Origin of the sequence: Superficieibacter sp. (assembly GCF_032071645.1) — a bacterium.
Lineage (GTDB): Bacteria > Pseudomonadota > Gammaproteobacteria > Enterobacterales > Enterobacteriaceae > Superficieibacter.
Map to the genome: position 1 here is coordinate 624,421 of NZ_DAMAPU010000001.1, position 25,297 is coordinate 649,717.

Genomic DNA, 25,297 nt, shown 5'->3' on the forward strand with positions numbered 1-25,297 from the left:
TCAGTTTTGCTGCGACAGGGGAACGCGAACAATTCCGCCATTACTGCGATCGCTGATGCCATAGACCTGCGCGCGCTCAAGAATGCCGGAAGCCCATCGGCGATGGGTCGCCGGTTCGCACATCGCGCCCTGCGATTTAAACACCGCCTGGGACGAGTTGATGATCCGTAGCGCGTCGGCGTAATCGTTATCTGAAACCTGCAGTGCCTTTTCAATTTTAGCGATTTGGTTAGGGTGGATCGCCGTTTTCCCCACCAGGCCATGCGCCATGTCGAGGGCCAGTTCACGATCCATAATTTCGTGATCGTCAATGTGTTCGCAGACGGGAGCGGTAAGGGCGAAATTACGGGTGGCAAACACCGCGACCAGCATTTTAATCACGTAGCCCATCGGGCCATCGTATAGCGTCAGGTTACGCGGACGGCGCAGGGATACCACGTTCATCAGATCGTTGCCGCCGATACGCAGGGCAATAATTCGCTGATAGCAGGGGTGATTCAGCAGAGTAGTCGCCAGCTCGCGCATTTGCTCAACGTCGAACACTTCTGCTGTCTCAAGCGTAGGCATCATGCACAGGTGGGTGTTCTGAATAAACCGCCACCATTCCGGTAACGAGGCGAGGGTGAATTTAGGCAGCACCAGTCCGTCGATCGGGCTAAGATCCAGCGTTTCGGTAAACCATGCGCCCATCTGAATATCACGCGGACGAATGAAAACCAGCGGCCAGTGAGAGCTGCCGTCCGTTGCTTTGGCTTTTGCCAGTTCGTCGAGCAGGACGGTGAGATTCCTGAGCGCAAGCGGAATATCTTCTTCACTGACGGCATCTTCCAGGCAAATCACCAGCGAGCGCAGACCTTCCACTTTGACGTTAAGAATGGTTTCGGCGATATCCGTGCGGGTCGCGGGCATATACAGCGTCGCGCCCAGATTCCAGGGTGAGAGTCGTTTTATCATCAAAGCACCTTTTTAATGATCGTAACGGCACGATATTGCCCGATATCATCACCCACTTCGGCGATGGTAATGCCTTTGTCCCGCGCCAGCGCGACAAGCAATGCAACATCAGGGTCGTTAACTGTTCTTACAAATACGTGATCGGGCACGCGGCGTAGCACCGCGCGGGTGGCTTCAGCAATGCCGGGTTTGATCCGATTGATGCTGTCAACCTGATAGCGGTTTGCCAGCAGGCTAATCACCCGGTCGCTTTTTGCGATAAGTGCGGGTTTGTGCGCGTTATCCCGCGAAAGCGGCGGCACTTCCGGGAGGTGTTTACGCTCGCGGGCCACGGTATCGACCAGCATCTGGCTACATTCAAACTGCGCAAGATGATCGCAGTGGACGCAGCCGTGAAAACCGTCGGTTGTCCAGATGGAGCGGGAGATCAGACCGGAAACGGGCGCACCCATGATGCCAAAAGGGATCAGCCAGTCATCATCGCTGGCCGACAGCCAGGCGCGACCGCAGGGGTCGGCCAGTACCACCAGCCGGGGCTGCGCAGGGTAGCCAGGACGATCTTTCAGCGATTTAATTAACTGCCCGGTAATGGCACCTTTTCCGGTCCAGCCGTCCACAAACACGATACCTTCGGTGCCGTGACGTGCTTCGATCCAGTCCAGCGCGGCGGTATCAATCCCGCGATCGCGAATGATGCTGATCCCATAATGCCAGGAGGTTTTACCCATATCCCGCAGCGCCTGCTGCAACATTACGCCCAGCGGCACGCCTGCGCGCACCAGGCTTGCCAGTATGATGGGCGTATCGCCAAACTGTTCGGCGAGGGCGTTTGCCAGTTGCTGGACTTCTCTGGCCAGACGCGCCGCACCCTGATCCAGCGAACGGCGGAACAGATCCAGATGCCAGGCGGTTGGCTCCGGCTCCTGGCTGAGCATTTCCGAATAGTGTTTTTTCCCGGACTGAATGTACTCTTCTTTTAACTCTACCGGCGTCATTTCCATTTCGACCGGCTGAAGCAGGAACTGAACGTCTTCTGGCTGATAGGAGCCGGAAAAAGGTGCGTTATGAGGCATGGTCGATCCCTCCAAACAAGGTATCCGTGATGGCTTGCGCAAACTGGCTTTGTTGAGGAACGCCGTACCAGGTGCATAATTTCATAAAACGGTGATCGCTTAAGCTGTCACCCAGGCCGAAAACCGGGAAAACGCCGCGCTCTGCCCGCAGCTTTTGCAGTAGCCAGTCGACGGCCAGACCTTTTTCTACCGGATCGGGCAGCCATGCAATGTTGTTGCTGTTGCGATGAATGTAAAAACCGGCAGTGGAGAAGATTGTTTCGATTTCATCGCCAATGGCATTAAGTTCATCCAGCCGCGTGCTGTCGCGGTGTTTCATCACCAGATAAACCGGCACGTTGCCATACTCATAGTTCAGTCGCGCCCAGGCGTTAATGCCGCGCGCATCCATCAGCTCGGTGATTTGACGCTGCATAGAGAGCAATTTTTCTTCGTAGGGCTTCAGGCTGTTCAGCATATGCGTCTGCCAGTCGGCATCCGGCGTGCCGTCGGCGTTGAGGATCACTGCCCCGTGGGTCGTCACCGCCCAGGAATGAAAAGGGATCTGCACGCGGGAAATTTCTTCAGTGCCTCTTGCCGTGACCGGGATTAGCTCGGCGTGTTCCAGCAACCAGTCAACCATCATCGCCTGTTCTTCGGTCATAAAGCTGCGCGGTTGCAGGCTGCGATCCAGTGCCCCGGTGCGGAAAGGCTCCAGGTCCAGCTCGTTGACCATTTTCCGCCGGGTCTGAAACAGCGTGTCGTCAAGGTCGGAAAGGAAAACGGGTTTATTCATAGGTAATAATCTCAACGGTGCCAGCAACGTTATTCAGACCAGCAAGAAGTGAAGGATCGACGCTTTCGGCGGGCGTTTCCGTGCAGAGTAAAATGCGATCGAAAGCCTGATGGACGACGTTGTAAACGAAGTTAGGAATGCCGAGGCCATAGTTGTCAGTAAATGCCAGCGCAGACTGGATTGCAAAGCCGGTGGCGATGGGGGAGCGGGTCGTGGAGCTGTATTTGACGTCAGCACCCAGCGCTTCCAGTCGTTCGGCGAGTAAAAACGGTTCCCAGACAAATTCGCTGGTTCCGAGCACCAGAATTTTTTCGCCAGCACAGGCTGTGACGTTTAATCCCAGATCCGCCGCTGCCGCGACCATGCCCAGCCGTCCCCACGTTTGTTTGCCGGAGATGTTGACGCTACCGGAGGCGGTCACGTTAACCTGCGGCATAACCGGAACGGGCGCATCGGGGAAGGGTTCCCAGCACCAGTCGCCACTGACCAGGGACAGGTTGTGCACGGGCAGCGGGCAGCCTTCGGCCAGCGCGTCGCGGCTCCAGTCGGTGAGAGTTACGGTGATAACGCGCTCCAGGGCTGTAAGGCCGCCGTCGTGACGCAGCGCCGCCAGCAGATTAATAAACGTATTGCCGGTCGTGGCTTCATCATCAATCAGCACCACCGTACGCGCTTCGCGAACGCGGCGGCGCATCTCCGGGTCATGGGGCAGGTAGAGCAGATGATCGGTGGCGTGGCTGTGCGCTTCTTTAAATTCACACAGCAGCTCACCCTCAACCGGATGGCGCGTGGAAGTCAGAAATACCGGGTCCGGGCAGCGGGTTCTTAATTCATCAAACACGCCTGCACCAAGCCCGACCGCCGTTTCGGCCATGCCGATAAATAACACCGGACCGGGGATGCCAGTAGGAAACTGCTCACTTAATTGACGAAATACGGAACGCATAACGGCAGGCGACACCGGAATGTGGCGGCCCAGCACTTTACTGACGAACAAAAACGCTCTTTTCGGGTTGCGTCGTTCTGCGATGTCAAATAATGACTCAAGGGAAACCTCTCCCTTATGACGGGTGACACTAATTGTGCCGCTGGTAAGAGTACGACGATAAACATTGTCGTCGTGAATAGTCGTCATAGAGACACTTCCTGAATTCAGTAGGTTAGACACCGGTATTGAGTTTGTTTGCTAATACGTGGTCATAGGCCACTACGTCCGTGACAGAACGCACTACCGCCGGGCTAAAGCTGCTGCGCGCCAGCGCCTGGACTTCATCTGCGGTCAACTGGCCGAGCTTAAACGCGGCATATAATCCTGCAAGGTTAACTCCGCTGTGCCGGGTGTAGCCGATGCCCCCGGACGGGCGCATATTGATTTCGAGAAGAAGCGGTTTGCCGCTGGCATCATTGCGCGTCTGCACGTTAACCAGCCCGTCAGCGTTCATCGCCTGCGCGCAGGCCTGCGCCAGCGCCCAGGCGTCACCCGTATTTTCCAGATACTGAAGCGCATCTTCTTTACGCCGTCCGACAGCGGCAAGCACGTTGCCGTGGTCAACCAGCATATCGACGGAATATTCAGGGCCGGGCAGGTAAGGCATGACGACCTGCGGCTCGAACGATCTCGCTGCTTCACACGCTGCAATATATTGTTCCGTGTTAACCCGGCGGCGCTCAGGATAGTTAAAGACCGTCATTGGCGAGACGGTGTCATCAAACCGCCAGAATCCCATGCCATAAATGCCTTTGACGGGTTTGATACACGGCGCTTCAAAAGGCGTACTGGCGAGCAGTTGTTTGAGTTCGCCCACTGTCGAGACGCGAAGTGAGGGAACGACCGGCAGTCCTTTGCTTTCCATGAACTGGGCAAAGGCGACTTTGTCATCGGCCAGGTCAATAGTATCAACGCTAATCGCACCGGTCGTCAGGGCAACGCCAAGGGCTTCAATGGCCTGGCGATGAGTTTCAAACCAGCGGCCATTACGTCCGGCATGAATGACATCGATCCCGTGCTCTTTGACTATAGCCGTAATAAAGGCCAGCCGCTGACTCTCATCCTGCGGTTCGATCAGCGAAAAATGCGCCACGGATAAAATTTCGTTTCTTTCATGACGATGGGATGCATAGATTGTGATTTCACGCCCCCCGTTATGGGAAAAATCATTTACACTTTGAATGATATTTCGTTGGGAAGAGAGACCTTCCGTCAGCCATATTTTGGTTTTCATTGTTTTGCTATTTTCCTGGTGAGGTCTGGTAAGAGGCAATTTTAATGAGTCTATGGGGGCACTATTTTCATGTCAATCATAATATGATTTTTAATTTTAACGCATTCATGTGATCTATAACCGACCAGGAAATCATTAAAAAACCACTATAAATAAGGGGGGTTGAAAATATTAATTATTCAAAAACAGCGAGTTAACCAACCATGAGGTAAGTTTGTGTAAAAATCATCTTGTGACAGAACTACATCATGATATGATTTTTTGCACGCACGATGCTTTCTCATATTCACCTAATGCTTTACTCAATGCAGGTTAAGGAAAATATATGGTCTCGTTAAGTAAAAATCAGACGGTCTCGCTTAGTAAAGAATCCTCTTCTCTTAGCCAGCTTAAGTTTGGGCTGGGCTGGGATCCAATTAAGAAAAAAGGTTTATTTGGCAGTCTGCTTGGCGGTTCTGGCTCTATTGATTTGGACGCCAGCTGTATTCTCCTCGACGCGAAAGGCAATAAATTAGATACCATCTGGTTTCGCGAGCTTAAATCGCGCTGCGGCTCCGTTATTCACAGCGGTGATAACTTAACGGGTGAGGGGGACGGTGATGATGAAACCATTAGCGTTAATCTGACCCAGCTTTCGCCGCAGGTTGAATTCCTGGCGTTTACGGTGAACAGTTTCCGTGGTCAGACCTTCAACGAAGTGCAGAACGCCTTCTGCCGCGTGGTCGATCAGAACAATAAAGAACTGGCTAAATACGTGCTTTCTGAGCAGGGTAGCCATACCGGGATCGTCATTGCCTCTTTACGCCGTAATGGGGGAACCTGGGACTTTACCGCTCTGGGCAATGCCTGCCGTGGGCGCACGATTGACGAAATGCTGCCAGAGGTTGTGGCTACGGTGGTGCGCTAATGAATCTGACGCCAGGGGGCAACGCCCCTGTTCCAGCCGGAGAGTTGCGGGTTCGTATTCTCTCTGGTTCAGCGGTCGATACCTCTTCTTTCCGTCTGTTTGCTGACGGTAAAGTGAAGGGCGATGCGGATATGGTCTTTTACGGCCAGACCCGCAATGACGACAATACTATTAGCCTGGTGAATGAAGGGAATGACACCACTTTTGTGGTTTCCCTGAATAACCTGAAATCTGATGTGCAAAAAGTCGCGTTCACGGTGACCTGTGAAGGCAATCAGAAGGTGTCCAGTCTCGGTAATCTGGCTATCCAGGTTGAGCATTCGGGGTCCGTGATCGTCAATGGTACTGTTGATCTTAACGGTCGTCAGGAAGCGGCGCTGATCCTGGGTGAGTTTTATCGACGCAATGGCGAATGGAAATTCCGCTTTATCTCCCAGGGCTTTAACGGTGGGCTTAAGCCGCTGGCTGAACATTTTGGCGTGGATATTGCCGATAACCCGGCACCAACGCCAACCCCGACGCCAACACCTGCACCCGTGCCGCCACCGGCTCCGGCCGCTAATAAAATCAGCCTGAGCAAAGTTTCTTTAACCAAAGAAAAACCAGCGATCAGTCTCGCCAAAAAAGACAACTTCGGTGAAATACGCATTAACCTTAACTGGCACCGTGGCAGTAAGTCTTCCGGCTTGCTGGGCATGTTTGGTGGAGATAAGGGCGTCGATCTCGATTTAGGTGCCTTCATCGCGCTGCGCGACGGTCCCAAAACGGTGGTTCAGGCGCTGGGCAATGCTTTCGGCTCGTACCATTCTGAACCTTACGTCCAGCTTCAGGGCGACGACCGTACCGGGGATGTCAGCGATGGCGAGTGGATCCACATCAACGGCCGCGAATGGCAGAACATTCGTGAGGTGCTGATTTACGCCTTTATTTATCAGGGCGCGCCAAGCTGGGACAAGACCGACGGTGTTGTCACCTTACATGTGCCGGAACAGCCGCCGATCGAAACTCGCCTGACTGAAGGCGATAACAAACGAACCTTATGTGCGATAGCGCGTCTGATTAATGAGAATGGTGCGATCAAAATCGAACGTATCAATCAGTTCTTTAAAGGGCAACAGGAGATGGACCGCGCGTTCGGTTGGGGCTTTCGCTGGTCTTCTGGTTCCAAATAATACTGTTAATGAGGATAGGGTGATGAGTTTTTTTAATAAAGTGAAAGGCGCGTTTAATAACAGCCGCGAAGAGTTGACCAAACAGGTCAGCCGTTTCAAAAACAAAAAATTTATGCAGGGGACGGTCGCTGTCTGCGCGCGGATCGCGGTTGCCAGCGATGGCGTCAGCGCCGAAGAAAAACAGAAAATGATGGGTTTTCTGCGTTCCTCCGAAGAGTTAAAGGTTTTTGATACCAATGAGGTCATCGAGTTCTTTAATAAACTGATTTCAAGTTTCGATTTCGATATGGAAATCGGCAAAGGCGAAACGATGAAACATATTCTGGCATTAAAGGATCAGCCAGAAGCAGCACAGCTTGCTATTCGCGTGGGGATTGCCGTCGGTAAGAGCGACGGTAATTTTGATGAGGATGAGCAAAAAGCTGTACGTGAAATTGCAATTGCATTGGGTTTCGACCCTGCCGAATTTGGCCTCTGATATCATCCGCAAAGGGTAAAACATGGTTTCTACACATATTGGATTTCCGGCTGAAACTGTCATTGTGTTTGTCGCACTGTCAGTCGGAGCCATTTTTATTGACCTTTTTATGCATCGCCATGATAAGCCCATTTCGCTGAAAAGCGCGGCACTGTGGTCTGTATTCTGGGTTATCGTTGCAATGGCATTCGCCGGTTTTCTCTACGTTCACCACGGCGCAGAAGTCGCCAGCCTGTTCGTAACCGGTTATGCGCTTGAAAAAGTCCTCTCCGTTGACAACCTGTTTGTCATGATGGCGATTTTCTCCTGGTTCTCAGTGCCGGATCGTTACCGTCACCGGGTACTGTACTGGGGGATTATCGGTGCGATTGTCTTCAGGGGCATTTTCGTTGCCATCGGTACAGGGCTGCTGTCGTTAGGGCCATACGTTGAACTGGTCTTCGCCGTGGTCGTCGCATGGACTGCCGTAATGATGCTCAAAAGCGGCGGTGATGAAGATGAAGTGGAAGACTATTCCCAGCATCTCGCCTACCGGATGGTCAGACGATTTTTCCCGCTGTGGCCAAAACTTTCCGGGCACGCATTTTTGCTGACCCAGAAAGAAGTCGATGCCGAACTGGCGAAGCCGGAAAACAAAGATATTGTTGTCGGTCGGGTGAAAAAAGCCGCGCTATATGCAACCCCGCTGATGCTCTGCGTCGCGGTAGTGGAACTGTCTGACGTGATGTTTGCCTTCGACTCCGTTCCGGCAATTATCGCGGTCAGCCGTGAACCGCTGATTGTTTACAGCGCCATGATGTTCGCCATCCTTGGCCTGCGTACGCTTTACTTTGTACTTGAAGCGCTGAAGCAGTACCTGACGCATCTGGAAAAAGCGGTCATCGTCCTGCTGTTCTTTATTGCCGCAAAACTGGGCCTTAATGCGACAGATCATATCTGGCATCATGGCTACAGCCTTTCTGCCACGACCAGTCTGATTGTTGTTCTGGTGGTGCTGGCAATTGGGATCGTGGCAAGCATCATGTTCCCGGACAAGTCTGATGCAGAATAACGCGCATCTCTGTTTGATTGATAACCTGAAAATTTAACCTGTGAGGATTCATTTATGAGCGTTTCTCTATCTAAAGGCGGTAACGTATCCCTGAGCAAAGCCGCGCCATCAATGAAAAATGTACTGATCGGTCTTGGCTGGGATGCACGCTCTACTGACGGTCAGGATTTTGACCTCGACGCATCGGCATTCCTGCTGGGTCAAAATGGCAAGGTACGCGGTGATGCCGACTTTATTTTCTACAACAACCTTAAATCGGCAGATGGCTCCGTTACCCATACCGGTGATAACCGTACCGGTGAAGGCGATGGTGATGATGAATCGCTGATTGTGAAACTGGACAGCGTTCCGGCAGACGTTGATAAGATCATCTTTGTGGTCACTATCCACGACGCACAGGCACGTCGTCAGAGTTTTGGTCAGGTTTCCGGCGCGTTCATCCGTCTGGTCAATAATGACAATCAGACTGAAGTCGCGCGCTACGATCTGACCGAAGATGCCTCTACCGAAACCGCAATGCTGTTTGGCGAACTGTATCGTCATAACGCGGAATGGAAATTCCGTGCGGTCGGTCAGGGTTATGCCGGTGGTCTGGCATCCGTTTGTGCCCAGTACGGCATCAACGCATCCTGATATCTCTCTTTCTCTACCGGAGCTGCATAACGCAGCACCGCAACTCATTAAAAGCAGGAGCTAAAAATGGCAGTTTCTCTCGTAAAAGGCGGTAACGTATCCCTTACTAAAGAAGCACCTACCATGAATATTGCCATGGTCGGTCTTGGATGGGATGCCCGTGTTACCGATGGCCAGGATTTCGACCTTGACGCCTCCGTGTTCCTGGTTGGCGAAGACGGTAAAGTCCTTTCCGATGGTCATTTTGTTTTCTTTAATAACAAAGTCAGTCCGTGTGGCGCGGTAGAGCACCAGGGCGATAACCGCACTGGCGCAGGTGACGGTGACGACGAGTCAGTGAAAATCGAATTGGCGAAAGTTGACGCTAACGTCAAAAAACTGGTTTTTGCCGTCACTATCTATGAAGCCGAAAGCCGTAAGCAAAACTTCGGCATGGTCAGCAACAGCTTCATGCGCGTTTACAACAACGATAACGGCACTGAAATTGCCCGCTTCGACCTGTCTGAAGATGCTTCCACCGAAACCGCGATGATTTTCGGCGAACTGTATCGCAACGGTAACGAGTGGAAATTCAAGGCGGTAGGGCAAGGCTTTGCCGGTGGCCTGGGTGCGCTGGCATCCCAGCACGGTGTGAATATCTGAGTGTTCAAAACCCCGGTTCTGCCGGGGTTTTTTTATCCGGTATGTAAAAAAGATCGCGGTTTCCGACCGTTATGTTTTTTGCCGATCGCACTCCGACTGATAAGCCATAAGGATGAATATATGCAACTTCAGGCAGGTCAAAATCTCATCATCGCCCCCTCCAGTTTTACGCTGACGTTAAATTATCAGACCTCCACGACCTTCAGCAGCGAAGTCGATCCTTCTGCTTTTTTGCTTGATGCCAGCGGTAAGGTGGCCCGGGACGAAGACTTTATCTTTTTTAATAACCTGAGTTCGCCGGAAGGCGCGGTGCGGATGCAGACCTCCGCGCAGGGCGCGCAGTTTCATATCCGCCTGGCTGATATCCCCGTGCGGATCCAAAAAATCGCCCTGACGATGGTGATTGAGGGTAAAGATACTCTCGGCCAGCTTAGTCGACTTTCTCTGGGGGCAGATGACGTTGCCCAGTTCAACGTGGACATCGCGGGTCGCCAGGAAAAAGCGCTGATTGTGGCCGAAATCTACCGCTATCAGGGGCAGTGGAAACTGAAGGCTATCGGCCAGGGATTTAACGGCGGGCTTGAGCCGCTGGCGGTGCATTACGGAGTGGACGTCGCCGCGCCGTCGTCAACGCCAGCCCCGGAGCCTGCGAAAATCAGCCTTGAAAAGAAAGTGCAGGAAAAAGCCCCGCAGCTGGTCAGCCTTGCTAAAAACGCCACCGTCAGCCTCAGCAAACATAAACTGCAATCCATGCAGGCGAGGGTGGCATTTGTGCTGGATGCCTCTGGCTCAATGAAAGGACAGTTCAGTAAAGGCAATGTGCAGGCGGTGCTCGACCGGATCGCCGTTCTTGCCGTTCAGTTCGATGACGACGGGGCAATGGATGTCTGGGGATTTGCCCAACGGCATAAAAAATACCCGGATGTAACGCTGGATAACCTGAAGGGCTATATCGCGCAAATCCAGTCATCCGCGTCGCGATCTATGTGGGAAAATCTGCCGGAGCTGGGCGGTGTCAATAACGAGCCACCGGTGATGAATGAGATTGTCGATTTCTACCAGGACACCACGTTACCCGTGTATGTGGTTTTTATTACCGACGGTGGCATCAGCAAAACCCGCGAGATTAAAGAAGCGATTAGCCGCTCGGCGCATTATCCCATTTTCTGGAAATTTGTCGGCCTCGGTGGTTCGAATTACGGCATCCTGGAAAAACTGGATACTTTTAACGAGAGAAATGTCGATAACAGTCATTTCTTTGCCATCGACGACTTCAGGAAGATGAACGATGAGACGTTGTACGATCGGCTGCTTGAAGAATTTAAAGACTGGCATGATGCGGCCAAATCATTAAATATCATTTAATAAAACGCCCCGAAAGGGGCGTTTTATTATGTACAGCGCTATTAGTTCAGGCGGCTGCCTTTAAGCATTTGCAGGGGCGATTTTCTACGGCTCCATGCCGGATGAAAATGCCGCCAGTGAGCGTCTCTGGCGGCAGTCAGGAGTTCATAATCGCCGCGCGTGTCGCCCCAGGCGCGCAGATGATACTGGCTCAGGGAACCGTAGACGCTTTCAAGGCGGTTAATTTTCTGGATGCAGCGACAATTATGACCGCTGATCCTGCCGGTAAGTTTACCGTCTATCACTTCGAGCTGGGTGCCGATTAGTTTTACGCCAAGCTTCCTGGCAAACGGCTGAAGCACCAGTTCAGGTGAGGCGGAGCACAGGGTAACTTCGGCGCCGGAAACACGTTCGTTTGCTACCGCCAGCAGGCCGCTGGCGCGCATCAGCTTTTCCCAGTAAAGTTGGCAAAATTTCTCTGCTTTCTCGCGCAGCCACTGCTCATCAATGTCGGTCAGAAAGGTAGTGATCAGCACTTCTTTTAACTCGTCGCGCGTTAACTTACGGCGCATACAGCGAAGCGTCGGCAGCGTCATTTTCATCACTTTGCGGATGAAATAGCGATTACCAAAAGCAAAGCGCAGGAAAGGGACGAAGCTGTCATGACGCGTGAGGGTTCCATCAAAATCAAATACCGACAGAACGTTTACGGGCGTGGTTTCCATAACTGAATTTAACTCTCAATGATCTCTTACATTTATCAGAGGTCCGCTTCGGTGCCGCGAACCTCAGGCGCATGTCAGCATCATCTCAAATTATGCTGGCGCGATCATTTGTTAAATAGAAAAAATGTGGCGGTGATTAAAGATCGTCAATGGTGTGGTCGACAATGATTTCCAGGGTTTTGCGAAGGATATCGCCAGTTACCACATCATCGGTACGTTCAACCATGTGAATCAACTGAAGGATGATCGCTTTATTGGTCAACTGACCACCGGAAGCAAGAATGATGCGAATGGCGCTACCAAGCATCGCAGCTTCATCCGCCAGTTTATCACCGGCGGTGCGGAAATACTGAGACAGAGCGGTATTCGGCAGTTCGGGATATGCTGCTGATTCTTCTTGCAATGCCTGACTCATAAAATAACTCCGCTGTTAAAAGGTATCTGTTGGCTGTTAATGTTTTTTTCTGTTGCTTGTCGGCTGGCGATTGCCAAATAACTGATGGACGTTATCGCTGTCCCATTTCCCTGATTCGTTGGCCGCATGACGACGTGCTTCTGACGAATTACGGGTAACTTCAGCGATCACACGGGCAATAATATCCTGCCGCTGATAGTTTGAAGCACTCGCTTCCATGGATTGCAGGCGCATCACCAGAGCCTGAAGGTTAATCGGGCTGTTTTCGGTGAGGAGCGATAACACAGCTTCTCCGATGATTTCGTCTGTTAATTGCTCAATTTCACTTCTTTTCATAACTGCATCTCTGGTTGCCGCACGGTTCAGAAGCAGAACGCGGCAGGAAGTCATTTTTCTGGTCGAAGAGGCGAGCTGGATGCTGCCTGGCCTGTTAAAACAGGCGAAATAACTTCTGCCAGAATTGACTCGAATCACCCATCATCTATTGCTTACTCAACGGTCAAATAACAGACCAATCAGGGTATGGTAGTGGCTTTCCTCTTCAGGATCGGATGCCAGCTCCAGTCGGCTAAGCAATTTCGTACAGATGGCCTTACGGTTCAGACTGCGACCGTCCAAAAGAATTTCCCGAACAATCTCGCCCAGCGTTTCCTGTTGTGTCGGCAGGGCGGCTTTATTGAAATAACGGGCAATGGCATTAGCTGTATCTGGAACATAACCGTTCTGACGCATATGTCACTCCTGGATAATTAAGAATTTACTAACTGTGTGAACAAAGTTATACAAAATCATCAAACTTGTACATAGCTAATTGTACAAGTTAGCATAAATTTTTCAGAATCTTAATTATTAGTTAATATTTTCATAAGGTTACAATGCTAAGCAGCCTAAGATTATTTTCGCAAATGCTGTACAAGGTTCATAAATTGACAGGACGTTAAGAGCCAGGCTGGCGAAAAAAAACGTGCCTTATGTAAAATCGATGTGACACTAAAGTGAGAGAATACAAGATCTAAAGACCAGTTTCTGTTAATGTGACTGCTCATAAACTCGTCTCTTTGGAACCTTCATGCTCACCACCATTATTTACCGCAGCCATATGTGCGATGACGTTCCAGTGAAGCTACTGGAAGACATGGTCGCTGCGGCAAACGAAAAAAATAGTCAAAATGGCGTCACCGGGATCTTACTCTTTAACGGCACGCATTTTTTCCAGTTACTTGAAGGCCCGGAAGAGACAATCTTCCCTATTTATCATCATATCTGTGAAGATGACCGCCACTACAATGTGGTCGAGCTGATGTGCGATTACTCACCGTCACGGCGGTTTGGTAAGGCCGGGATGGAGCTTTTCGATCTGCGGGAGTATGACAGAGACGAGGTACTCCAGTCCGTACTGGACAAAGGCACCTCTAAATACCAGCTCACCTACGATGACCGCGCGCTGCAGTTTTTCCGTACCTTTGTTGAAGCGAGAGAAAAAGAGAATTATTTTGAAATTCCTTCCGGTGATACCTGGGATTTCATTTCTGACGATAATGCCGTTCGTCCGGCCTTAGCCATTGATGGCAGTGATAATTGTACATTTGCTTTTCAGCCAATCATCGATCCACTCGCCCAGGAAATTGTTTCATTTGAAGCGTTGTTGCGCACGCCCGCAGGCGGGTCGCCGCAGGCCTGGTTTGAAGGGCTGACCGGTGATGCGACGTATGAGGCCGATCTGAAAAGTAAAAAAGTGGCGTTTGCAATGGCGCGCGGGCTACAGATTGGTGAGCAGAGTCTAACGGTTAATTTGTTGCCGATGACGCTGGTTAAAGTCCCCAATGCGGTGCAGTTTCTGTTGCAGGAGATTGAGACCAACGGGCTAATCCCGGAACAGATCATCGTTGATTTCACTGAAAGCGAGATTATTTCCCGGCTTGATGAATTCACCGATGCGGTCAGGCAGTTGAAAGCCGCAGGCATTCGGGTTGCTATCGACCACTTCGGCGCGGGCTTCGCCGGGCTTTTACTGCTGGCACAGTTTCAGCCAGACCGCATTAAAATCACCCGCGATCTGATTAAAGACGTGCATAAAAGCGGCCCCCGACAGGCAATCGTGCAGGCGATTATCAAATGTTGTACCTCGCTTGAAATCCTCGTTTCGGCGGTCGGCGTTGAGAAGGCGGAAGAGTGGATGTGGCTGGAATCGGCGGGCATTTCATTGTTCCAGGGTCACCTTTTTGCCCGCCCGGAATTAGCGGGTATCCCTGCTGTCGCCTGGCCGGAAAAGAAAACCGGCCTGTAGTTTTGCCCACAGCGTGCTGATAAAAAATCGGCACGCGCTCCTGATTTTCCCCGTCTCGCTGTACACCATTCAACTCGCTTACTACATCCCGATTATATCCTGATAAAAAATATGCTTATTAAACAATAGGTTTAAGCTTGTACAATTTAAAGAATATTGTACAAGCATTTTTTCTTAGTTCGTTTTAAACTTGTACATATGAGTTAAAAGGATGAGAAGATGAATGGCCTTTTACAGTATTGGTGATGTCGCCGAACGATGTGGAATCAATCCCGTCACGCTGCGTGCATGGCAGCGTCGTTATGGATTGCTCAAACCACAGCGCAGCACCGGTGGGCATCGCCAGTTTGATGAAGACGACATTCTGCGTATTAAAGAAATTAAACGCTGGGTTGATAGCGGCGTTCCGGTCGGGAAGGTCAAAGCATTGCTGGAAGATAATATAGTTGAAGCGCCTGATACATGGGTGTCTCTTCAGGAAGAGATGATGGCGGTGCTAAGACATGTGCATCCGGCCAGCCTGCGCAGCAAGATTCAGGAAATAGGGCGCGAGCATTCTGCGGCAGCCCTTATCGATCACATTTTTGTGCCGGTGCGTCAACGCCTTAGCCTTGATCAAAACACCGCCCGAACGATGTGCAGTTTGCTGGATGGCATTCTGATAGATTATGCGGTGCTAAGCCTTGCTGCGTCCCGTCAAAATCCAGGCAAAGAGGCGCTGCTGATGGGGTGGGGCAGTGACGATCACACCCGGCTGTGGCTCGAGGCCTGGCGTCTCTCCCAGCAGGGCTGGCACATTACCGTGCTGGCCGAAGCGCTGGAATCGCCGCGCCCGGAAATGTTTCCCGGTCAGCATATTTTTTTATGGACGGGAAAGGGGTTATCCCGGCGTCAGCAGGAGCAGCTGACGCACTGGCAGGAGCAGGGGTTTGCCGTCGCGTTTCACAACGCATAACCTGATGTCTACTGATTACCCCATCGACCTTTCAAATAGCTTACGGCTTTTCTGGTCTGGGGTTGATCGAGATAGCCTTCACGAAATAAAATCGTACCGTTAATCTGCGGTACGGCCTCATTAAGATCGAGTTGCTTTTTCAATTCCGGTACGCCGCCGTCAACCATCCAGTCCGGTTCATTTTTCGCAGGCTCGCCGATTTTATACAGAGCAATGCCAATATAGAGCCGCGTATTGGTGGGCTTCACCACATCTGCCCACCATTTTGCCAGCACATCGTAACGCGCGGCGCTGCGAGAAAAGGGCCAGTAAATCTGCGGCGCAATATAATCCAGCAGACCGTCCTGCACCCAGCGGCGAGTATCGGCATAGGATTCATCATAAGCAGCCGCGCCGCGTGTGTCTGAACCGGCGGGATCAGAAGAGCGATTACGCCATACGCCAGCGGGACTCACGCCAAATTCAACGCCTGGATTTAACTGTTTGATTGTTCTGGAAACTTGTTCGATAAGCAGCTGCGTATTGTTACGTCGCCAGTCGGCTTTGGAAGCGAATCCCTGACCATATTGACTGAACGTTCCGGCATCATTCAGCGCAGAACCGGGCGTTTCGGTATAAAAATAATCGTCGAACTGCACGCCGTCTACGGGATATCGGGCCACGACTTCAGCGATGATACTGGTGATCCAATCGCGCGCCTCCGGGATGCCAGGATCGAGCACAAAGCGATCGCCAGCGGTGCGGATCCAGTCACGATGCAGCACGAAAACGCTGGCCGGATGTAATGACAGCGTGTTATTCAGCTCGCGAATTGTTCCCGGTTTTGTATTAACCGACACGCGGTAGGGATTAAACCAGGCGTGAACTTTCATCCCGCGTTTGTGCGCTTCATCCAGCATAAACTGAAGCGGGTCATAACCCGGATCTTCACCAATTTTGCCGGTCAGCATATCTGACCAGGGTAAAATTTTAGACGGCCACAGGGCGGTACCGTCAGGCTTGACCTGAAAGAAGACGGTATTGATACCGAGGCTTTGCAAATGATCCAGCTTGTTACGCAGCGCATTTTGCTGTTGGCTGATCCGGCTGGCGGCGCTGCCGCCATTAACTGACGTCAGCGGTGGCCAGTCGAGTCGGGACACGGTCGTTAACCAAACGCCGCGCACGGGTTCATTGTTACGTACCGGTTTATCCGGCAGTGGCTGTTTAGCCACCGGTGGAAGCGGCGTCACCAGCGTTTTCGGTGGTTTAGACGTGCAACTGGCAAGAAGAAGCGCACAGCCAACTAATGCACTTAACCGTTTACCCGGATGGGCGTGAGAAAAATGAGCAGGCATGTGGAGTCCGGTAATTTCAGGTTGTTATTGTCAGAGGGGCCAGGGAAGGTTACAAGAAAGACGGGACGCCAGCAATGGCGCAGCGATATGAAATCGTATTTAACATAATATACATTATGCGCACCAGTGAGCCAGAGCGTTTTTTCTGACTGTTTCGACGTATCACAACACCCGCTCATAAAACCCGCCTTTGGTTTCCATGGAGATGAGAACTTACTTCTCCGTAACGGAAAACACTGAATCTATACCTTTCTTATAATTCGCATGTCTGATTTTCTAAAAAATAATTCATCAGCGCCTTCATCCGGTGCGACAGCAACGGAAAAATGTGGTTTCCCGGTATTTACTTTCTCATTCATTATATTTTTACGGTATGTCAGCACTGTTCCAATATATCCATGAACTTCTCCAACAAACTCCGGGAAATACTCATTAAACTCACCAATGAAAGCATCAAGAAAGCAAGGCTCTTCACCCTGGACCAGTTCTGTTATCCTGCCAAGATGAAACGCCTGCGTCAGTTCATCAGCAGTGTTCCCTTCCGGTCTCTTACCTGCACCACTCCAGCAAAAATCAAGTTTGATAATTGCATCAATTGGAAGTTGCATTTTTTTCATTTGCGGAATTATTTCTAGTGGATATTTATAAGAACGTAATTTTGCATAGGGTGAAGGCGCCAACCCATCATCTCCTGCATCGCCATGACCAAGAACATGAACAATTGTCGCATTGTCGCCAGGTTCAAAGTGATATTTTTCGTACGACATGTGGAAGGTTTTGAACTCTTTATAATAATGTTCTACCTCATTCATGCTATGAGTTCTTCCTGATTCATTCATTTTTACAAGAGTAATTTCTTTAATCAACTCCTCTTCTTCATTTAGCTGATTGTAAAATTGTTCTTTCTGCTTCTCACTTACAAAGACTATATAATAATCGTTTTCACTGTCGATAAATTTGGCAAGGGAATCGTAGAGCAGAACATTTGTGTCGAATGTAAAAGGAGAATACAGATAACGTTTCACTGACCCCAATTTCTTTTTATCAGGGGACTCTGCCGGGTTAACCATTGCACTCGCATAGCTCTCATTTTGAGAGGCTGTCCCGGATGATTTGATCATCTCAGCACTATTTTTTTGTGGTAATGGAAGTGATGAGGAATCTAAATCCTGAGATTTCAAGGTAACCGGAGCGGTTTTTTTCTGTACTGTCATTGGCATTTCTTGCGCAGTCCCTTTAAATGAGCGCTTCACCTTGCGCATATACGACGCTGTCGTACCGTACTCGACCTTCCCGGCCTCAAGTCGCAGATAGCTTCCGCCACCGATCAGCGTGATACGTTTTTTCCCGGCAAAGGAGATGTCACTCGCTGAACTCAGCGTCAGTTTCTTCTCTGCAAACAACCGCATACTGGCATTTTGCGCCTGCACATCTACTGGCCCTTCCCCGGATTTCAGGCTCAGCTGACCGGTGCGGGCAAAAAGCCCCAGTTTCTCCCCGGCCAGCGCCGTCAGATTGCCCATTGTTCCCACGCTGATATCGCCCCCGGCGTTGACGGCCACGTTTTTCGCGGCTGACATTTGCAGATGCTCCCCGCTGGTCAGGGCCATCCCTTCGGGAGCTGAAAACAGAAGGGATTCGTTCAGCGGTTTCAGCCGCTGCTCAAACATCTCTATCTGGCTGTCAACATCCGCTTTCAGCGCCTGCGCCTTTTCTGCGGCCATCTCCAGCTGCTGCAGTTGCTGATTAAGCCTGTCGATTTCCTTCAGCGCGGCATCCCTGTCCAGAGCCTCACCCTGCGCTTTCGCCTGGGCGTCCGCAGCGACAAAGAGTCCCTTCCCTGCTCTCAGGGTTCCCCACTCATCGGTGCGCAGCTCGGTGCCTTTACCGCGAAGCTGCCCCTTGCTGTCCACCAGGTGCCCGCTGCTGAGCTGCGTCTTGCCGTATTCCGTGGCGAGTTTGATGTGCTCTTCACCACGCTTGTCCTCCATCCTCAGCTTATTGTTCGCCGGCGTTCGCAGCACGTTGCGGGTGTGGTTGTCACGGGTGACGTGGTCGGGATGTCCGGAGTCGTGCAGCGCACAGGCAATGTACGGCAGATCAATATCGCCATTGCTGTAGGCAATCGCCACTTCGGTCCCGTCGATGAGCGGCGTATGCCAGCCCAGCGTTTCACCGGCATAGGGTTTCGCCATCCGCAGCCACAGATAGCTGTAACCCGGCTCCGTCCCCTCCCGGTCAAAATTCAGTTTCACCCGGTAGCGCCCCTGCTCGTCCAGGTGAGCATAGATATTATTCTTCTCACGACTCTCGACTCGTGCCGGAAGCGTACCCGCTGCAGGTTGCCTTTTGCATCGGTAGAGGTCAGCACCGCGCCAGTGGCATCCGCCGTGCTCAGGGTGGTGTATGTTTCGCTATCCAGCCGGTCATTCCAGGCAGAGATCTTTTCTCCCTGCCAGTCGGCCACCACACCTGGATTATCTGCGTCCTTCAGCAGGCGGCGGGTGACGGAGAGCGGCACGCCGGTAAGCGCCAGGCTGTCAGTCTGCACCAGACCGGCGGTGTCGTAGCGGCTGACACACTGTCCGGCCAGATTCCGGGCCTTATCCGCATCACTGTTGTCAGAATAGACGAAGCGTTCCGTAATGTGCGACACGCCGTCCGGGGTCTGCTCCGTCAGGCTCAGTGGACGCCCGGGTCCTGAACTGTCCTCATACTGCCAGATGCGGGTCACTGCCTGACGTTTGTCCTCCGTGCCGTCGTCAGCGGTGCAAATATTGCTGACTGCAATGACCGGACGTCCGGCAATGTCGTTAAGAACGACGGTGGTGCCGTTATCTACTCCCTGCGAGCGCAGGACGCTGCCCGCCAGGTCCATGATATACGTGAAGTTCGCCCGTCTGGCGTCATGCAGTCGCGGGTCGGCACTTTGTGTCAGGAAGCCGCGGACATCGTAATGGTGGCGGGTGATACGATCATTCGTAACATCCGGGGTGTCGGGGTGTCTGTGGTACGCAATGTCGCGCACCGTCAGGCCACGGTTATCAAGAACCGTAACCGTCGGGGTTTTACTGAACAACGATGTGTTCATGGTGTTCTCCTGTCCAGGTGTGCAGCAGCCGGTCTGGCTACCTCGGGTAATGTGGGTCAAAATCGCTGCTGATTGCGAGTCGGGGGCGATTGCCTCTTCTGCTGTTACAATCCGTGAGTACGCCAGGGCAACTGAAAATGAGCACCGTCTTTGAACGTTTTCCAGTCCCCTCCCCATTCCACAGGAATACCTGTAATTTCTGACGCTTTCCTGAAAGCACTGGCGATCATTTCATAATATTTGAAGTCCCAACTTCCTGAGGGAACAGGATAAGCAAAGACATCAATGGCATGACCTGACAAATGACGGCTGTTCATCGTCTGCGATTTCCCTTGATTAAAAAGTTGCTTCTGCCTCTCAATAGTCCGTAGTCCCTCCGTAATACCAAAGTCAACGCTGGTCAGATCCAGCGCAAGATTTGCAAGAACGACCATGTCCGGGTTCACTCCTGATAACCTCTCTTTACTTCTTTTGCTAAAAACAAAACCTTCCATGAAGCCTCTCACTTAATCTTTTCATTACCTGATTGATATAGATACATACACAGAGCCATATTAATGAAAGCCTCAGGCCATACAATTAATTCATTGTTATTGAGTAATAAACAATAAATTTCTAAAGCACATGCCACTGTCAGCATCCACATCAACAATCCCGTCAAGATACAATTCTTAACATCAATTCGTTGAAACAGCATCACCCTCAGTACAATGATAAGACATATCAGAATATTCAGTTCTTTTGAATATGACAAATAGCCCATTTATTACCTCTCTTGCTATAAAAAGCGAAAGTAGAAAATGTCTTATTTGGTTTTATGCGACATAGCGTCAGCAATCGAACGGCTGTCACAGTATGCTGCGAGATCAGGATTTTAAGCGCTCCAGGTGCCCATGTCTCGTCAAAAAATGATTACCAAACTATCAGAAAATGAACATCTTTTATGATGGGTTCATTCATCATCAATTATGAATGGTTTTTTATAGCAGACATCCTTACTCACACTCATCAGGACTACAAGTAACCACGATACGGGTAAAAAATGAGCATATTTACTTCTAAAAAAATGATGTATTTTATTACAACCATGCAAGAAAGAAATTACTCTCGCGCTGCGGAGAAATTATATATTACTCGCTCGCCACTGACAAAAATAATCAGTGAAATGGAGGCGTTACTTGGGCATAAATTGTTTACAAGAAAACACAATGAACTGGAACCAACACAATTTGCTAATGAGCTATTTTCAAAAATCAATGGCACTTATACCTATCTCAGAGAGGTCGAAGAGTATTTCATCAGTTTAGCAAAAGCGCAGCCACAAAATTTCATATTCGATTACAGCGTCCCGCATCCTGTTTATGAACACATTACTTCTGCCTTAAATTCGGAGTTAACCTACTCTGCCTGTAGCAGAAGATATATCACCGCCGAAGATTTCGGGACGATGAACAACTTCAGACAGGATGTTTTCATTTCATTGAGAGAAATCAGGGTATTACCCGGTATTCATGTGGAGAAATGGCAACATGATGGCTTCGTCCTCGTTTATGGCAATAATCTAAGTAATAAAAAATCATCTCCGGCTATAGCTATTTATAAAGACAAATACACCCAAACGTTTCGGACAGCACTCCAATATTACCTTCGCGAAAAATATTCCATTGATGATGTCATGGAGCATAACTTCGATATTGTAAAATTGCTATACTGTATAAGAACAGAAAAATGCCATACCATTATGCCGTTAAAAATGGCATCTGCATACAAGAATCAGGGTCTGTGTTTGCAGCCTCTTCCGGAGATACCTCGGACTGTGTACCTCTATTCTGCAGGTAATAAGGTTGACAAAGAAAAAATTGACACATTAAAAAAAGCAATCAGCTTCTATCTTTAAGGGATTAGTCGATACTATTTTTCAGTATAACTGGACGCTCTGGAGTATACCTGAGGCCATAGATAGATCTGCCCTTTAGTATAAGCATAGTTCGGGAGGTAATTTTAATTGTAATAAAGGCAGACTGAGATCAGGAGACTGTAATTAACATTGTGAAATTGTCTTTTTTTGATGATTTTACAGCAACAACGGAGACAGAAAAATTAAGTAACTGCTTATTTTTGGATGTTGAAAAACGCAATGATCGTTATCTTCGGCACGTAAATTATCGCCTTTTGCATAACAAGTCCGACTTTACAGGGCAGCGAAACAATACGTTTTTTCTTTGCAAATAAGAATCAATAACCAATAAAAATGTTGCAAACAAGTTTGTTGTATTGTGAATAAAGTGTTTTATGACATAAAAAAATTTGAGGACTTTGTAACAGAACATATCGAATTTTGAATGCGGACTTAGCTGAAAAGGAAGAGACGCTGCGTACAGGGTGCGCCGCGACTACGTTTTACGGAGAGATATGACATTTAAATAGGTATGAGGCTTAATTCGTGATGCGCATAAACTAATGGCAATCTTCCAACACCAGCCTTACAATCAATGCCAATCTCCCAGGTGTTATAACATATCACACCTGGGAGATCTTTTTTTGGCAATGATTAAATGGTTAGCGACCAGATAATCATCTTGTAAAAAACCGTAGTGATACAGGTTAGCGGCCTGAAAACTACTTATTACCAATCGTTTTTTACTAATCGTTTACAACATTGTAGAGTTTATCAAACAAGATGCAGAAATCAATAATTGCTACCGTGATTACGGCGAGCGTCGCATTTTATGCAACTTCTGCTTTGGCAGATCAAATTACTGATACGTTTTCTCAGCATTTTATAAACAATCAGACCACCCAAAATGACTGGGATAATCTTTCTTATCAACATCAGTCAGAAATTGCTAATACCCGCCCAGGTATTGCGAGTTACTATGGCGGCGTGAATAGCCGTAAAGGTATGGCAACCCCTTCCATCACCGGGCAATCTTATCGCAATGAAATTAAGGAAGCGCAAACGTCTGTTCCACCGATGGCAACGCCTCCGGAACAGCAGACTGTCGCACCGCCCATGCTCAACCAGCTCACGCCGAAGATCCCCACCGCGCCGCAGCAACTGACCCCACAGCTGACCCCGGTCGCCCGTGCTCAGCTCACGCCGCAGATTCCCACCGCGACGCAGCAGCAGACCCCACAGCTGACCCCGGTCGCCCGTGCTCAGCTCACGCCGCAGATCCCCACCGCCCCGCAGCAGCAGACGCCACAGCAGGCGTCAGTAGCTCAGGAACAAACTACCGGCCCGGCCTCCCAGGCAACGGTTTCCTCGCCTGTCGTTGCTCAAAACGCCCCCTCGGAAGCCCAGCAAACGGCTAAACGCGCTGAAGCGACCAGCTTATTTGCGCAATCACGCGCGGACCAGGCTCTTGCAAATGCTCAGGCTAATCGTCAGGCGCTTAACGATGAATCGGCGCACGTCGCGGCTAACTCCCAGCGTATTGCTGACCAGAACGCGCATTTGTCCGCTCTGGAACAGTCCACCAATAGCAAATTTGCGGGTCTCAATAAAGAAGTCGATAAAAACCGCGAGCGGGCTTCAGCCGGTATTGCGGGCGTCGCCGCGATGGCCAATATTCCGCAGGTTATTCAGGGGCAAAACTTCAGTATTGGCGCAGGACTGGGAAGTTCTGACAGCGAAAGCGCTATTGCTGTGGGTCTCTCCAGCCGTGTAAGCGAGCATGTGGTGGTGAAAAGCTCTGTATCAGATGATTCACAACATAACTTTGTATTTGGCAGCGGCATTAGCTACGGCTGGTAATTTCCCGCCATTAGTTAAATCTCAGACACTGGCTACTGGATTTTCCACCTGACCAAAGGTGGATTTTCAGGTTCTTATTAAGGCCATCAATGATGAAAAGCCGTAAATACCGCCGATATACAGAAATTTTTCTGATCATAACGGGCGTGTTAACCGCGTTTTGGGTGCTGGCAATGATGATATTTACCTTCATCACCGGCGTTGCGCTGACCCTGACGCGATAAACATCATCAGTCCGAAATGAACGACGATGAAACAAAATATCTGCTACGGCCGCGCAATAGCGCGTTTACAGTAAAAACAATTCCAACTTTTCGGGAGATTTAAATGAAAAAATTCACCATCATCGCAATTTTGTTGACGTTAGCAGGTTGCTCCTCCCCGGAGCAGCGAATGACGGAATGTGAATCGAAGGGCATTTCTAAAGATACCTGCTATCTGGCTGAACAGAACCGGCAGGCCACGGCCCGCGCAGCCATCCTGGGTGCCAGTGAATCGGCAGCGCTTCAACATGCGCAGGCGGCAAAATACAAGCCTGGCACGATGCAGCCAATCCATGTTAAAAAGTTTGACATTGATTTTAAACGTAGCCGCGACGGCTTTGCCTGGATTAATGAAAAGCTGGCTGCAAATGATGAAAATACCGCTGATGCCTCTACTTATTCAGCCGGTCTTTATACGGTGATCGTTTACAAAAATGGTCGAATCGTTGCCATGAAAGAGGGTCAGTTATTAGGACGGATGAAGTAGTCAACCAGTAAAGGGGTTTAACGTAACCCCTTTACAATTTAAATTACGCCCTGCTCTTCCTTCTGGACTCGCTCTAAATCCCGCAGCATTCTCCTCAGGCATTTAACCTTATTTTTCGCGCGAATTGCGCCAGAAAGTTTGCTGAGTTGCAGAAACGTTTTATCACCGAAGCCATCGATGATCTTGAAACGATACTCCTGACGCGCGTTGTCCCAGGCATAAACGATATTTTTGCAATGGAGAGAATTGAAGATCACCTTCGTGTCGACAAACCAGGCCAGGAGCGCATTTAACTTACGGTACTTTTCTGCATCCAGCTCATTCGCCGAGGCAAGGCTGTAGAGGGTTCTCGCAAGTTTCCCGGAGTGATCGCACTCTTTAACGATGACCTGCCCTGGCCCTTTGCTGGTCTCAACCCGCCCTTTGATGGTCTGAATGTAAAGCGCATCTGTTTTGTCATGCGGCTGACATTCTTTCATTTCCCGCAGGACTTCACGCTGTTTGCTTTTGTATTTAGGAATACCAGAGATGACGACTTTAACGAGCAGCTGCTTATCTTCGGGATGCTGAAAAACGTAACGATCGTTACCTTTGGCCAGTAAATCATCATCGGTTAACACCATCTTCTGCATGATAAATTTGACTCTTTCAGGGCGGCGAAATCAGGGTGAAATCAGTATAGGCAACAAACATCAACACAGCGTAAATAGCCCGACTGAATGTTTAGAA

Annotated in this window: 25 protein-coding genes and 2 pseudogenes; 12 read left to right on the forward strand and 15 right to left on the reverse strand. The window is 50.1% G+C overall.

Annotated features, from left to right (window positions below; genetic code table 11):
* From RT197_RS03175 to RT197_RS03195, 5 genes are read right to left on the reverse strand one after another with little or no spacing between them, the layout of a single operon-like run.
* Nucleotides 1-954 (reverse strand): HpcH/HpaI aldolase/citrate lyase family protein, encoded by a 954-nt coding sequence (locus tag RT197_RS03175; protein WP_312947123.1) that lies wholly within the window; start codon nucleotides 952-954, stop codon nucleotides 1-3.
* Complete coding sequence (locus RT197_RS03180; protein WP_312947124.1) at nucleotides 954-2,027, reverse strand: cysteine protease StiP family protein; 1,074 nt, start codon at nucleotides 2,025-2,027, stop codon at nucleotides 954-956. The genes RT197_RS03175 and RT197_RS03180 overlap by 1 nt, the downstream gene beginning before the upstream one ends.
* Nucleotides 2,017-2,802, reverse strand: a complete 786-nt coding sequence (locus RT197_RS03185) for a hypothetical protein (protein WP_312947126.1) — start codon at nucleotides 2,800-2,802, stop codon at nucleotides 2,017-2,019. The genes RT197_RS03180 and RT197_RS03185 overlap by 11 nt, the downstream gene beginning before the upstream one ends.
* Nucleotides 2,795-3,937 (reverse strand): phosphoribosyltransferase domain-containing protein, encoded by a 1,143-nt coding sequence (locus RT197_RS03190; protein WP_312947127.1) that lies wholly within the window; start codon nucleotides 3,935-3,937, stop codon nucleotides 2,795-2,797. The genes RT197_RS03185 and RT197_RS03190 overlap by 8 nt, the downstream gene beginning before the upstream one ends.
* Nucleotides 3,938-3,962: 25 nt before the next feature.
* A complete protein-coding gene (locus RT197_RS03195; RefSeq protein WP_312947128.1) occupies nucleotides 3,963-5,024 on the reverse strand; it encodes an ATP-grasp domain-containing protein in 1,062 nt (353 codons plus the stop codon).
* A gap of 325 nt (nucleotides 5,025-5,349) precedes the next feature.
* On the opposite strand from RT197_RS03195, the gene RT197_RS03200 reads away from it, so the two are divergent.
* The 7 genes from RT197_RS03200 to RT197_RS03230 all read left to right on the forward strand — a co-directional run bounded on the left by RT197_RS03200 (nucleotide 5,350) and on the right by RT197_RS03230 (nucleotide 11,272).
* Entirely contained in the window at nucleotides 5,350-5,931 is a 582-nt protein-coding gene (locus RT197_RS03200; RefSeq protein ID WP_312947130.1) for a TerD family protein, read from the forward strand.
* On the forward strand, nucleotides 5,931-7,103 hold the full coding sequence (locus RT197_RS03205; RefSeq protein ID WP_312947131.1) for a TerD family protein: 1,173 nt from the start codon (nucleotides 5,931-5,933) through the stop codon (nucleotides 7,101-7,103). The genes RT197_RS03200 and RT197_RS03205 overlap by 1 nt, the downstream gene beginning before the upstream one ends.
* Before the next feature lie 22 nt (nucleotides 7,104-7,125).
* Nucleotides 7,126-7,581, forward strand: a complete 456-nt coding sequence (locus tag RT197_RS03210; protein WP_312947133.1) for a tellurite resistance TerB family protein — start codon at nucleotides 7,126-7,128, stop codon at nucleotides 7,579-7,581.
* A gap of 22 nt (nucleotides 7,582-7,603) precedes the next feature.
* On the forward strand, nucleotides 7,604-8,632 hold the full coding sequence (locus RT197_RS03215; RefSeq protein ID WP_312947135.1) for a TerC/Alx family metal homeostasis membrane protein: 1,029 nt from the start codon (nucleotides 7,604-7,606) through the stop codon (nucleotides 8,630-8,632).
* Nucleotides 8,633-8,686: 54 nt separating this feature from the next.
* The gene (terD, locus tag RT197_RS03220; protein ID WP_312947136.1) at nucleotides 8,687-9,265 is read left to right on the forward strand and encodes a tellurium resistance membrane protein TerD; all 579 of its coding nucleotides are present in this window, start codon (nucleotides 8,687-8,689) and stop codon (nucleotides 9,263-9,265) included.
* A 66-nt stretch (nucleotides 9,266-9,331) separates the two neighbouring features.
* Nucleotides 9,332-9,907 carry a TerD family protein gene (locus RT197_RS03225; protein WP_312947138.1) on the forward strand — a complete coding sequence of 192 codons (576 nt, stop codon included), beginning with the start codon at nucleotides 9,332-9,334 and terminating at the stop codon, nucleotides 9,905-9,907.
* Nucleotides 9,908-10,027: 120 nt separating this feature from the next.
* Nucleotides 10,028-11,272, forward strand: coding sequence for a VWA domain-containing protein (locus tag RT197_RS03230; RefSeq protein WP_312947140.1), 1,245 nt, complete (start codon nucleotides 10,028-10,030; stop codon nucleotides 11,270-11,272).
* A gap of 41 nt (nucleotides 11,273-11,313) precedes the next feature.
* Here RT197_RS03230 and RT197_RS03235 read toward each other — a convergent pair whose 3' ends face one another.
* The 4 genes from RT197_RS03235 to ycgZ form a co-directional block, all read right to left on the reverse strand.
* Entirely contained in the window at nucleotides 11,314-11,976 is a 663-nt protein-coding gene (locus RT197_RS03235) for an HAD family hydrolase (protein ID WP_312947141.1), read from the reverse strand.
* A gap of 136 nt (nucleotides 11,977-12,112) precedes the next feature.
* The gene (locus tag RT197_RS03240) at nucleotides 12,113-12,391 is read right to left on the reverse strand and encodes a biofilm development regulator YmgB/AriR family protein (RefSeq protein WP_312947142.1); all 279 of its coding nucleotides are present in this window, start codon (nucleotides 12,389-12,391) and stop codon (nucleotides 12,113-12,115) included.
* 36 nt (nucleotides 12,392-12,427) lie between these two features.
* A complete protein-coding gene (locus tag RT197_RS03245) occupies nucleotides 12,428-12,727 on the reverse strand; it encodes a hypothetical protein (protein WP_312947143.1) in 300 nt (99 codons plus the stop codon).
* Nucleotides 12,728-12,883: 156 nt separating this feature from the next.
* Entirely contained in the window at nucleotides 12,884-13,123 is a 240-nt protein-coding gene (gene ycgZ / locus RT197_RS03250) for a regulatory protein YcgZ (protein ID WP_312947144.1), read from the reverse strand.
* Between the two features lie 337 nt (nucleotides 13,124-13,460).
* On the opposite strand from ycgZ, the gene RT197_RS03255 reads away from it, so the two are divergent.
* Nucleotides 13,461-14,678 (forward strand): diguanylate phosphodiesterase, encoded by a 1,218-nt coding sequence (locus tag RT197_RS03255; protein ID WP_312947146.1) that lies wholly within the window; start codon nucleotides 13,461-13,463, stop codon nucleotides 14,676-14,678.
* 223 nt (nucleotides 14,679-14,901) lie between these two features.
* On the forward strand, nucleotides 14,902-15,633 hold the full coding sequence (locus tag RT197_RS03260) for a MerR family transcriptional regulator (protein ID WP_312947148.1): 732 nt from the start codon (nucleotides 14,902-14,904) through the stop codon (nucleotides 15,631-15,633).
* 8 nt (nucleotides 15,634-15,641) lie between these two features.
* Here the strand turns inward: RT197_RS03260 and RT197_RS03265 are convergent, their stop codons facing one another.
* The 5 genes and pseudogenes from RT197_RS03265 to RT197_RS21980 all read right to left on the reverse strand — a co-directional run bounded on the left by RT197_RS03265 (nucleotide 15,642) and on the right by RT197_RS21980 (nucleotide 20,824).
* Nucleotides 15,642-16,970, reverse strand: a complete 1,329-nt coding sequence (locus RT197_RS03265) for a glycoside hydrolase family 10 protein (protein WP_312947149.1) — start codon at nucleotides 16,968-16,970, stop codon at nucleotides 15,642-15,644.
* A 1,214-nt stretch (nucleotides 16,971-18,184) separates the two neighbouring features.
* Nucleotides 18,185-19,303, reverse strand: a pseudogene (locus RT197_RS03270) (DUF2345 domain-containing protein); the annotation flags it as partial.
* A pseudogene (locus RT197_RS03275) lies at nucleotides 19,294-20,061 on the reverse strand (RHS repeat protein); the annotation flags it as partial. The pseudogenes RT197_RS03275 and RT197_RS03270, both read right to left, overlap by 10 nt.
* Nucleotides 20,062-20,165: 104 nt before the next feature.
* Nucleotides 20,166-20,555 carry a M15 family metallopeptidase gene (locus RT197_RS03280; RefSeq protein ID WP_312947151.1) on the reverse strand — a complete coding sequence of 130 codons (390 nt, stop codon included), beginning with the start codon at nucleotides 20,553-20,555 and terminating at the stop codon, nucleotides 20,166-20,168.
* An 8-nt stretch (nucleotides 20,556-20,563) separates the two neighbouring features.
* Nucleotides 20,564-20,824 (reverse strand): phage holin family protein, encoded by a 261-nt coding sequence (locus RT197_RS21980; RefSeq protein ID WP_409529670.1) that lies wholly within the window; start codon nucleotides 20,822-20,824, stop codon nucleotides 20,564-20,566.
* A gap of 279 nt (nucleotides 20,825-21,103) precedes the next feature.
* On the opposite strand from RT197_RS21980, the gene RT197_RS03285 reads away from it, so the two are divergent.
* The 3 genes from RT197_RS03285 to RT197_RS03295 all read left to right on the forward strand — a co-directional run bounded on the left by RT197_RS03285 (nucleotide 21,104) and on the right by RT197_RS03295 (nucleotide 24,568).
* Nucleotides 21,104-21,958: a LysR family transcriptional regulator gene (locus tag RT197_RS03285; protein WP_312947153.1), complete on the forward strand. Its 855-nt coding sequence runs from the start codon at nucleotides 21,104-21,106 to the stop codon at nucleotides 21,956-21,958.
* A 987-nt stretch (nucleotides 21,959-22,945) separates the two neighbouring features.
* Complete coding sequence (locus RT197_RS03290) at nucleotides 22,946-23,818, forward strand: YadA-like family protein (RefSeq protein ID WP_312947154.1); 873 nt, start codon at nucleotides 22,946-22,948, stop codon at nucleotides 23,816-23,818.
* 327 nt (nucleotides 23,819-24,145) lie between these two features.
* Nucleotides 24,146-24,568 (forward strand): hypothetical protein, encoded by a 423-nt coding sequence (locus RT197_RS03295; protein WP_312947156.1) that lies wholly within the window; start codon nucleotides 24,146-24,148, stop codon nucleotides 24,566-24,568.
* Between the two features lie 38 nt (nucleotides 24,569-24,606).
* Here the strand turns inward: RT197_RS03295 and RT197_RS03300 are convergent, their stop codons facing one another.
* Nucleotides 24,607-25,191: a YrbL family protein gene (locus RT197_RS03300; protein ID WP_312947575.1), complete on the reverse strand. Its 585-nt coding sequence runs from the start codon at nucleotides 25,189-25,191 to the stop codon at nucleotides 24,607-24,609.
* Between the last annotated feature and the right edge of the window lie 106 nt (nucleotides 25,192-25,297).

Excerpts from the sequence above, each read along its gene's own strand:
- RT197_RS03300 (WP_312947575.1), bottom strand. The coding sequence starts at position 25,191 with ATGGTGTTAACCGATGATGATTTACTGGCCAAAGGTAACGATCGTTAC.
- RT197_RS03265 (WP_312947149.1), bottom strand. The coding sequence starts at position 16,970 with ATGCCTGCTCATTTTTCTCACGCCCATCCGGGTAAACGGTTAAGTGCA.
- RT197_RS03240 (WP_312947142.1), bottom strand. The coding sequence starts at position 12,391 with ATGAGTCAGGCATTGCAAGAAGAATCAGCAGCATATCCCGAACTGCCG.
- RT197_RS03175 (WP_312947123.1), bottom strand. The coding sequence starts at position 954 with ATGATAAAACGACTCTCACCCTGGAATCTGGGCGCGACGCTGTATATG.
- RT197_RS03190 (WP_312947127.1), bottom strand. The coding sequence starts at position 3,937 with ATGACGACTATTCACGACGACAATGTTTATCGTCGTACTCTTACCAGC.
- RT197_RS03230 (WP_312947140.1), top strand. The coding sequence starts at position 10,028 with ATGCAACTTCAGGCAGGTCAAAATCTCATCATCGCCCCCTCCAGTTTT.
- RT197_RS03210 (WP_312947133.1), top strand. The coding sequence starts at position 7,126 with ATGAGTTTTTTTAATAAAGTGAAAGGCGCGTTTAATAACAGCCGCGAA.
- RT197_RS03260 (WP_312947148.1), top strand. The coding sequence starts at position 14,902 with ATGGCCTTTTACAGTATTGGTGATGTCGCCGAACGATGTGGAATCAAT.
- RT197_RS03280 (WP_312947151.1), bottom strand. The coding sequence starts at position 20,555 with ATGGAAGGTTTTGTTTTTAGCAAAAGAAGTAAAGAGAGGTTATCAGGA.
- RT197_RS03185 (WP_312947126.1), bottom strand. The coding sequence starts at position 2,802 with ATGAATAAACCCGTTTTCCTTTCCGACCTTGACGACACGCTGTTTCAG.
- RT197_RS03225 (WP_312947138.1), top strand. The coding sequence starts at position 9,332 with ATGGCAGTTTCTCTCGTAAAAGGCGGTAACGTATCCCTTACTAAAGAA.
- RT197_RS03200 (WP_312947130.1), top strand. The coding sequence starts at position 5,350 with ATGGTCTCGTTAAGTAAAAATCAGACGGTCTCGCTTAGTAAAGAATCC.
- terD (WP_312947136.1), top strand. The coding sequence starts at position 8,687 with ATGAGCGTTTCTCTATCTAAAGGCGGTAACGTATCCCTGAGCAAAGCC.
- RT197_RS03195 (WP_312947128.1), bottom strand. The coding sequence starts at position 5,024 with ATGAAAACCAAAATATGGCTGACGGAAGGTCTCTCTTCCCAACGAAAT.
- ycgZ (WP_312947144.1), bottom strand. The coding sequence starts at position 13,123 with ATGCGTCAGAACGGTTATGTTCCAGATACAGCTAATGCCATTGCCCGT.
- RT197_RS03215 (WP_312947135.1), top strand. The coding sequence starts at position 7,604 with ATGGTTTCTACACATATTGGATTTCCGGCTGAAACTGTCATTGTGTTT.
- RT197_RS03295 (WP_312947156.1), top strand. The coding sequence starts at position 24,146 with ATGAAAAAATTCACCATCATCGCAATTTTGTTGACGTTAGCAGGTTGC.
- RT197_RS21980 (WP_409529670.1), bottom strand. The coding sequence starts at position 20,824 with ATGGGCTATTTGTCATATTCAAAAGAACTGAATATTCTGATATGTCTT.
- RT197_RS03180 (WP_312947124.1), bottom strand. The coding sequence starts at position 2,027 with ATGCCTCATAACGCACCTTTTTCCGGCTCCTATCAGCCAGAAGACGTT.
- RT197_RS03255 (WP_312947146.1), top strand. The coding sequence starts at position 13,461 with ATGCTCACCACCATTATTTACCGCAGCCATATGTGCGATGACGTTCCA.
- RT197_RS03235 (WP_312947141.1), bottom strand. The coding sequence starts at position 11,976 with ATGGAAACCACGCCCGTAAACGTTCTGTCGGTATTTGATTTTGATGGA.
- RT197_RS03245 (WP_312947143.1), bottom strand. The coding sequence starts at position 12,727 with ATGAAAAGAAGTGAAATTGAGCAATTAACAGACGAAATCATCGGAGAA.
- RT197_RS03205 (WP_312947131.1), top strand. The coding sequence starts at position 5,931 with ATGAATCTGACGCCAGGGGGCAACGCCCCTGTTCCAGCCGGAGAGTTG.
- RT197_RS03285 (WP_312947153.1), top strand. The coding sequence starts at position 21,104 with ATGAGCATATTTACTTCTAAAAAAATGATGTATTTTATTACAACCATG.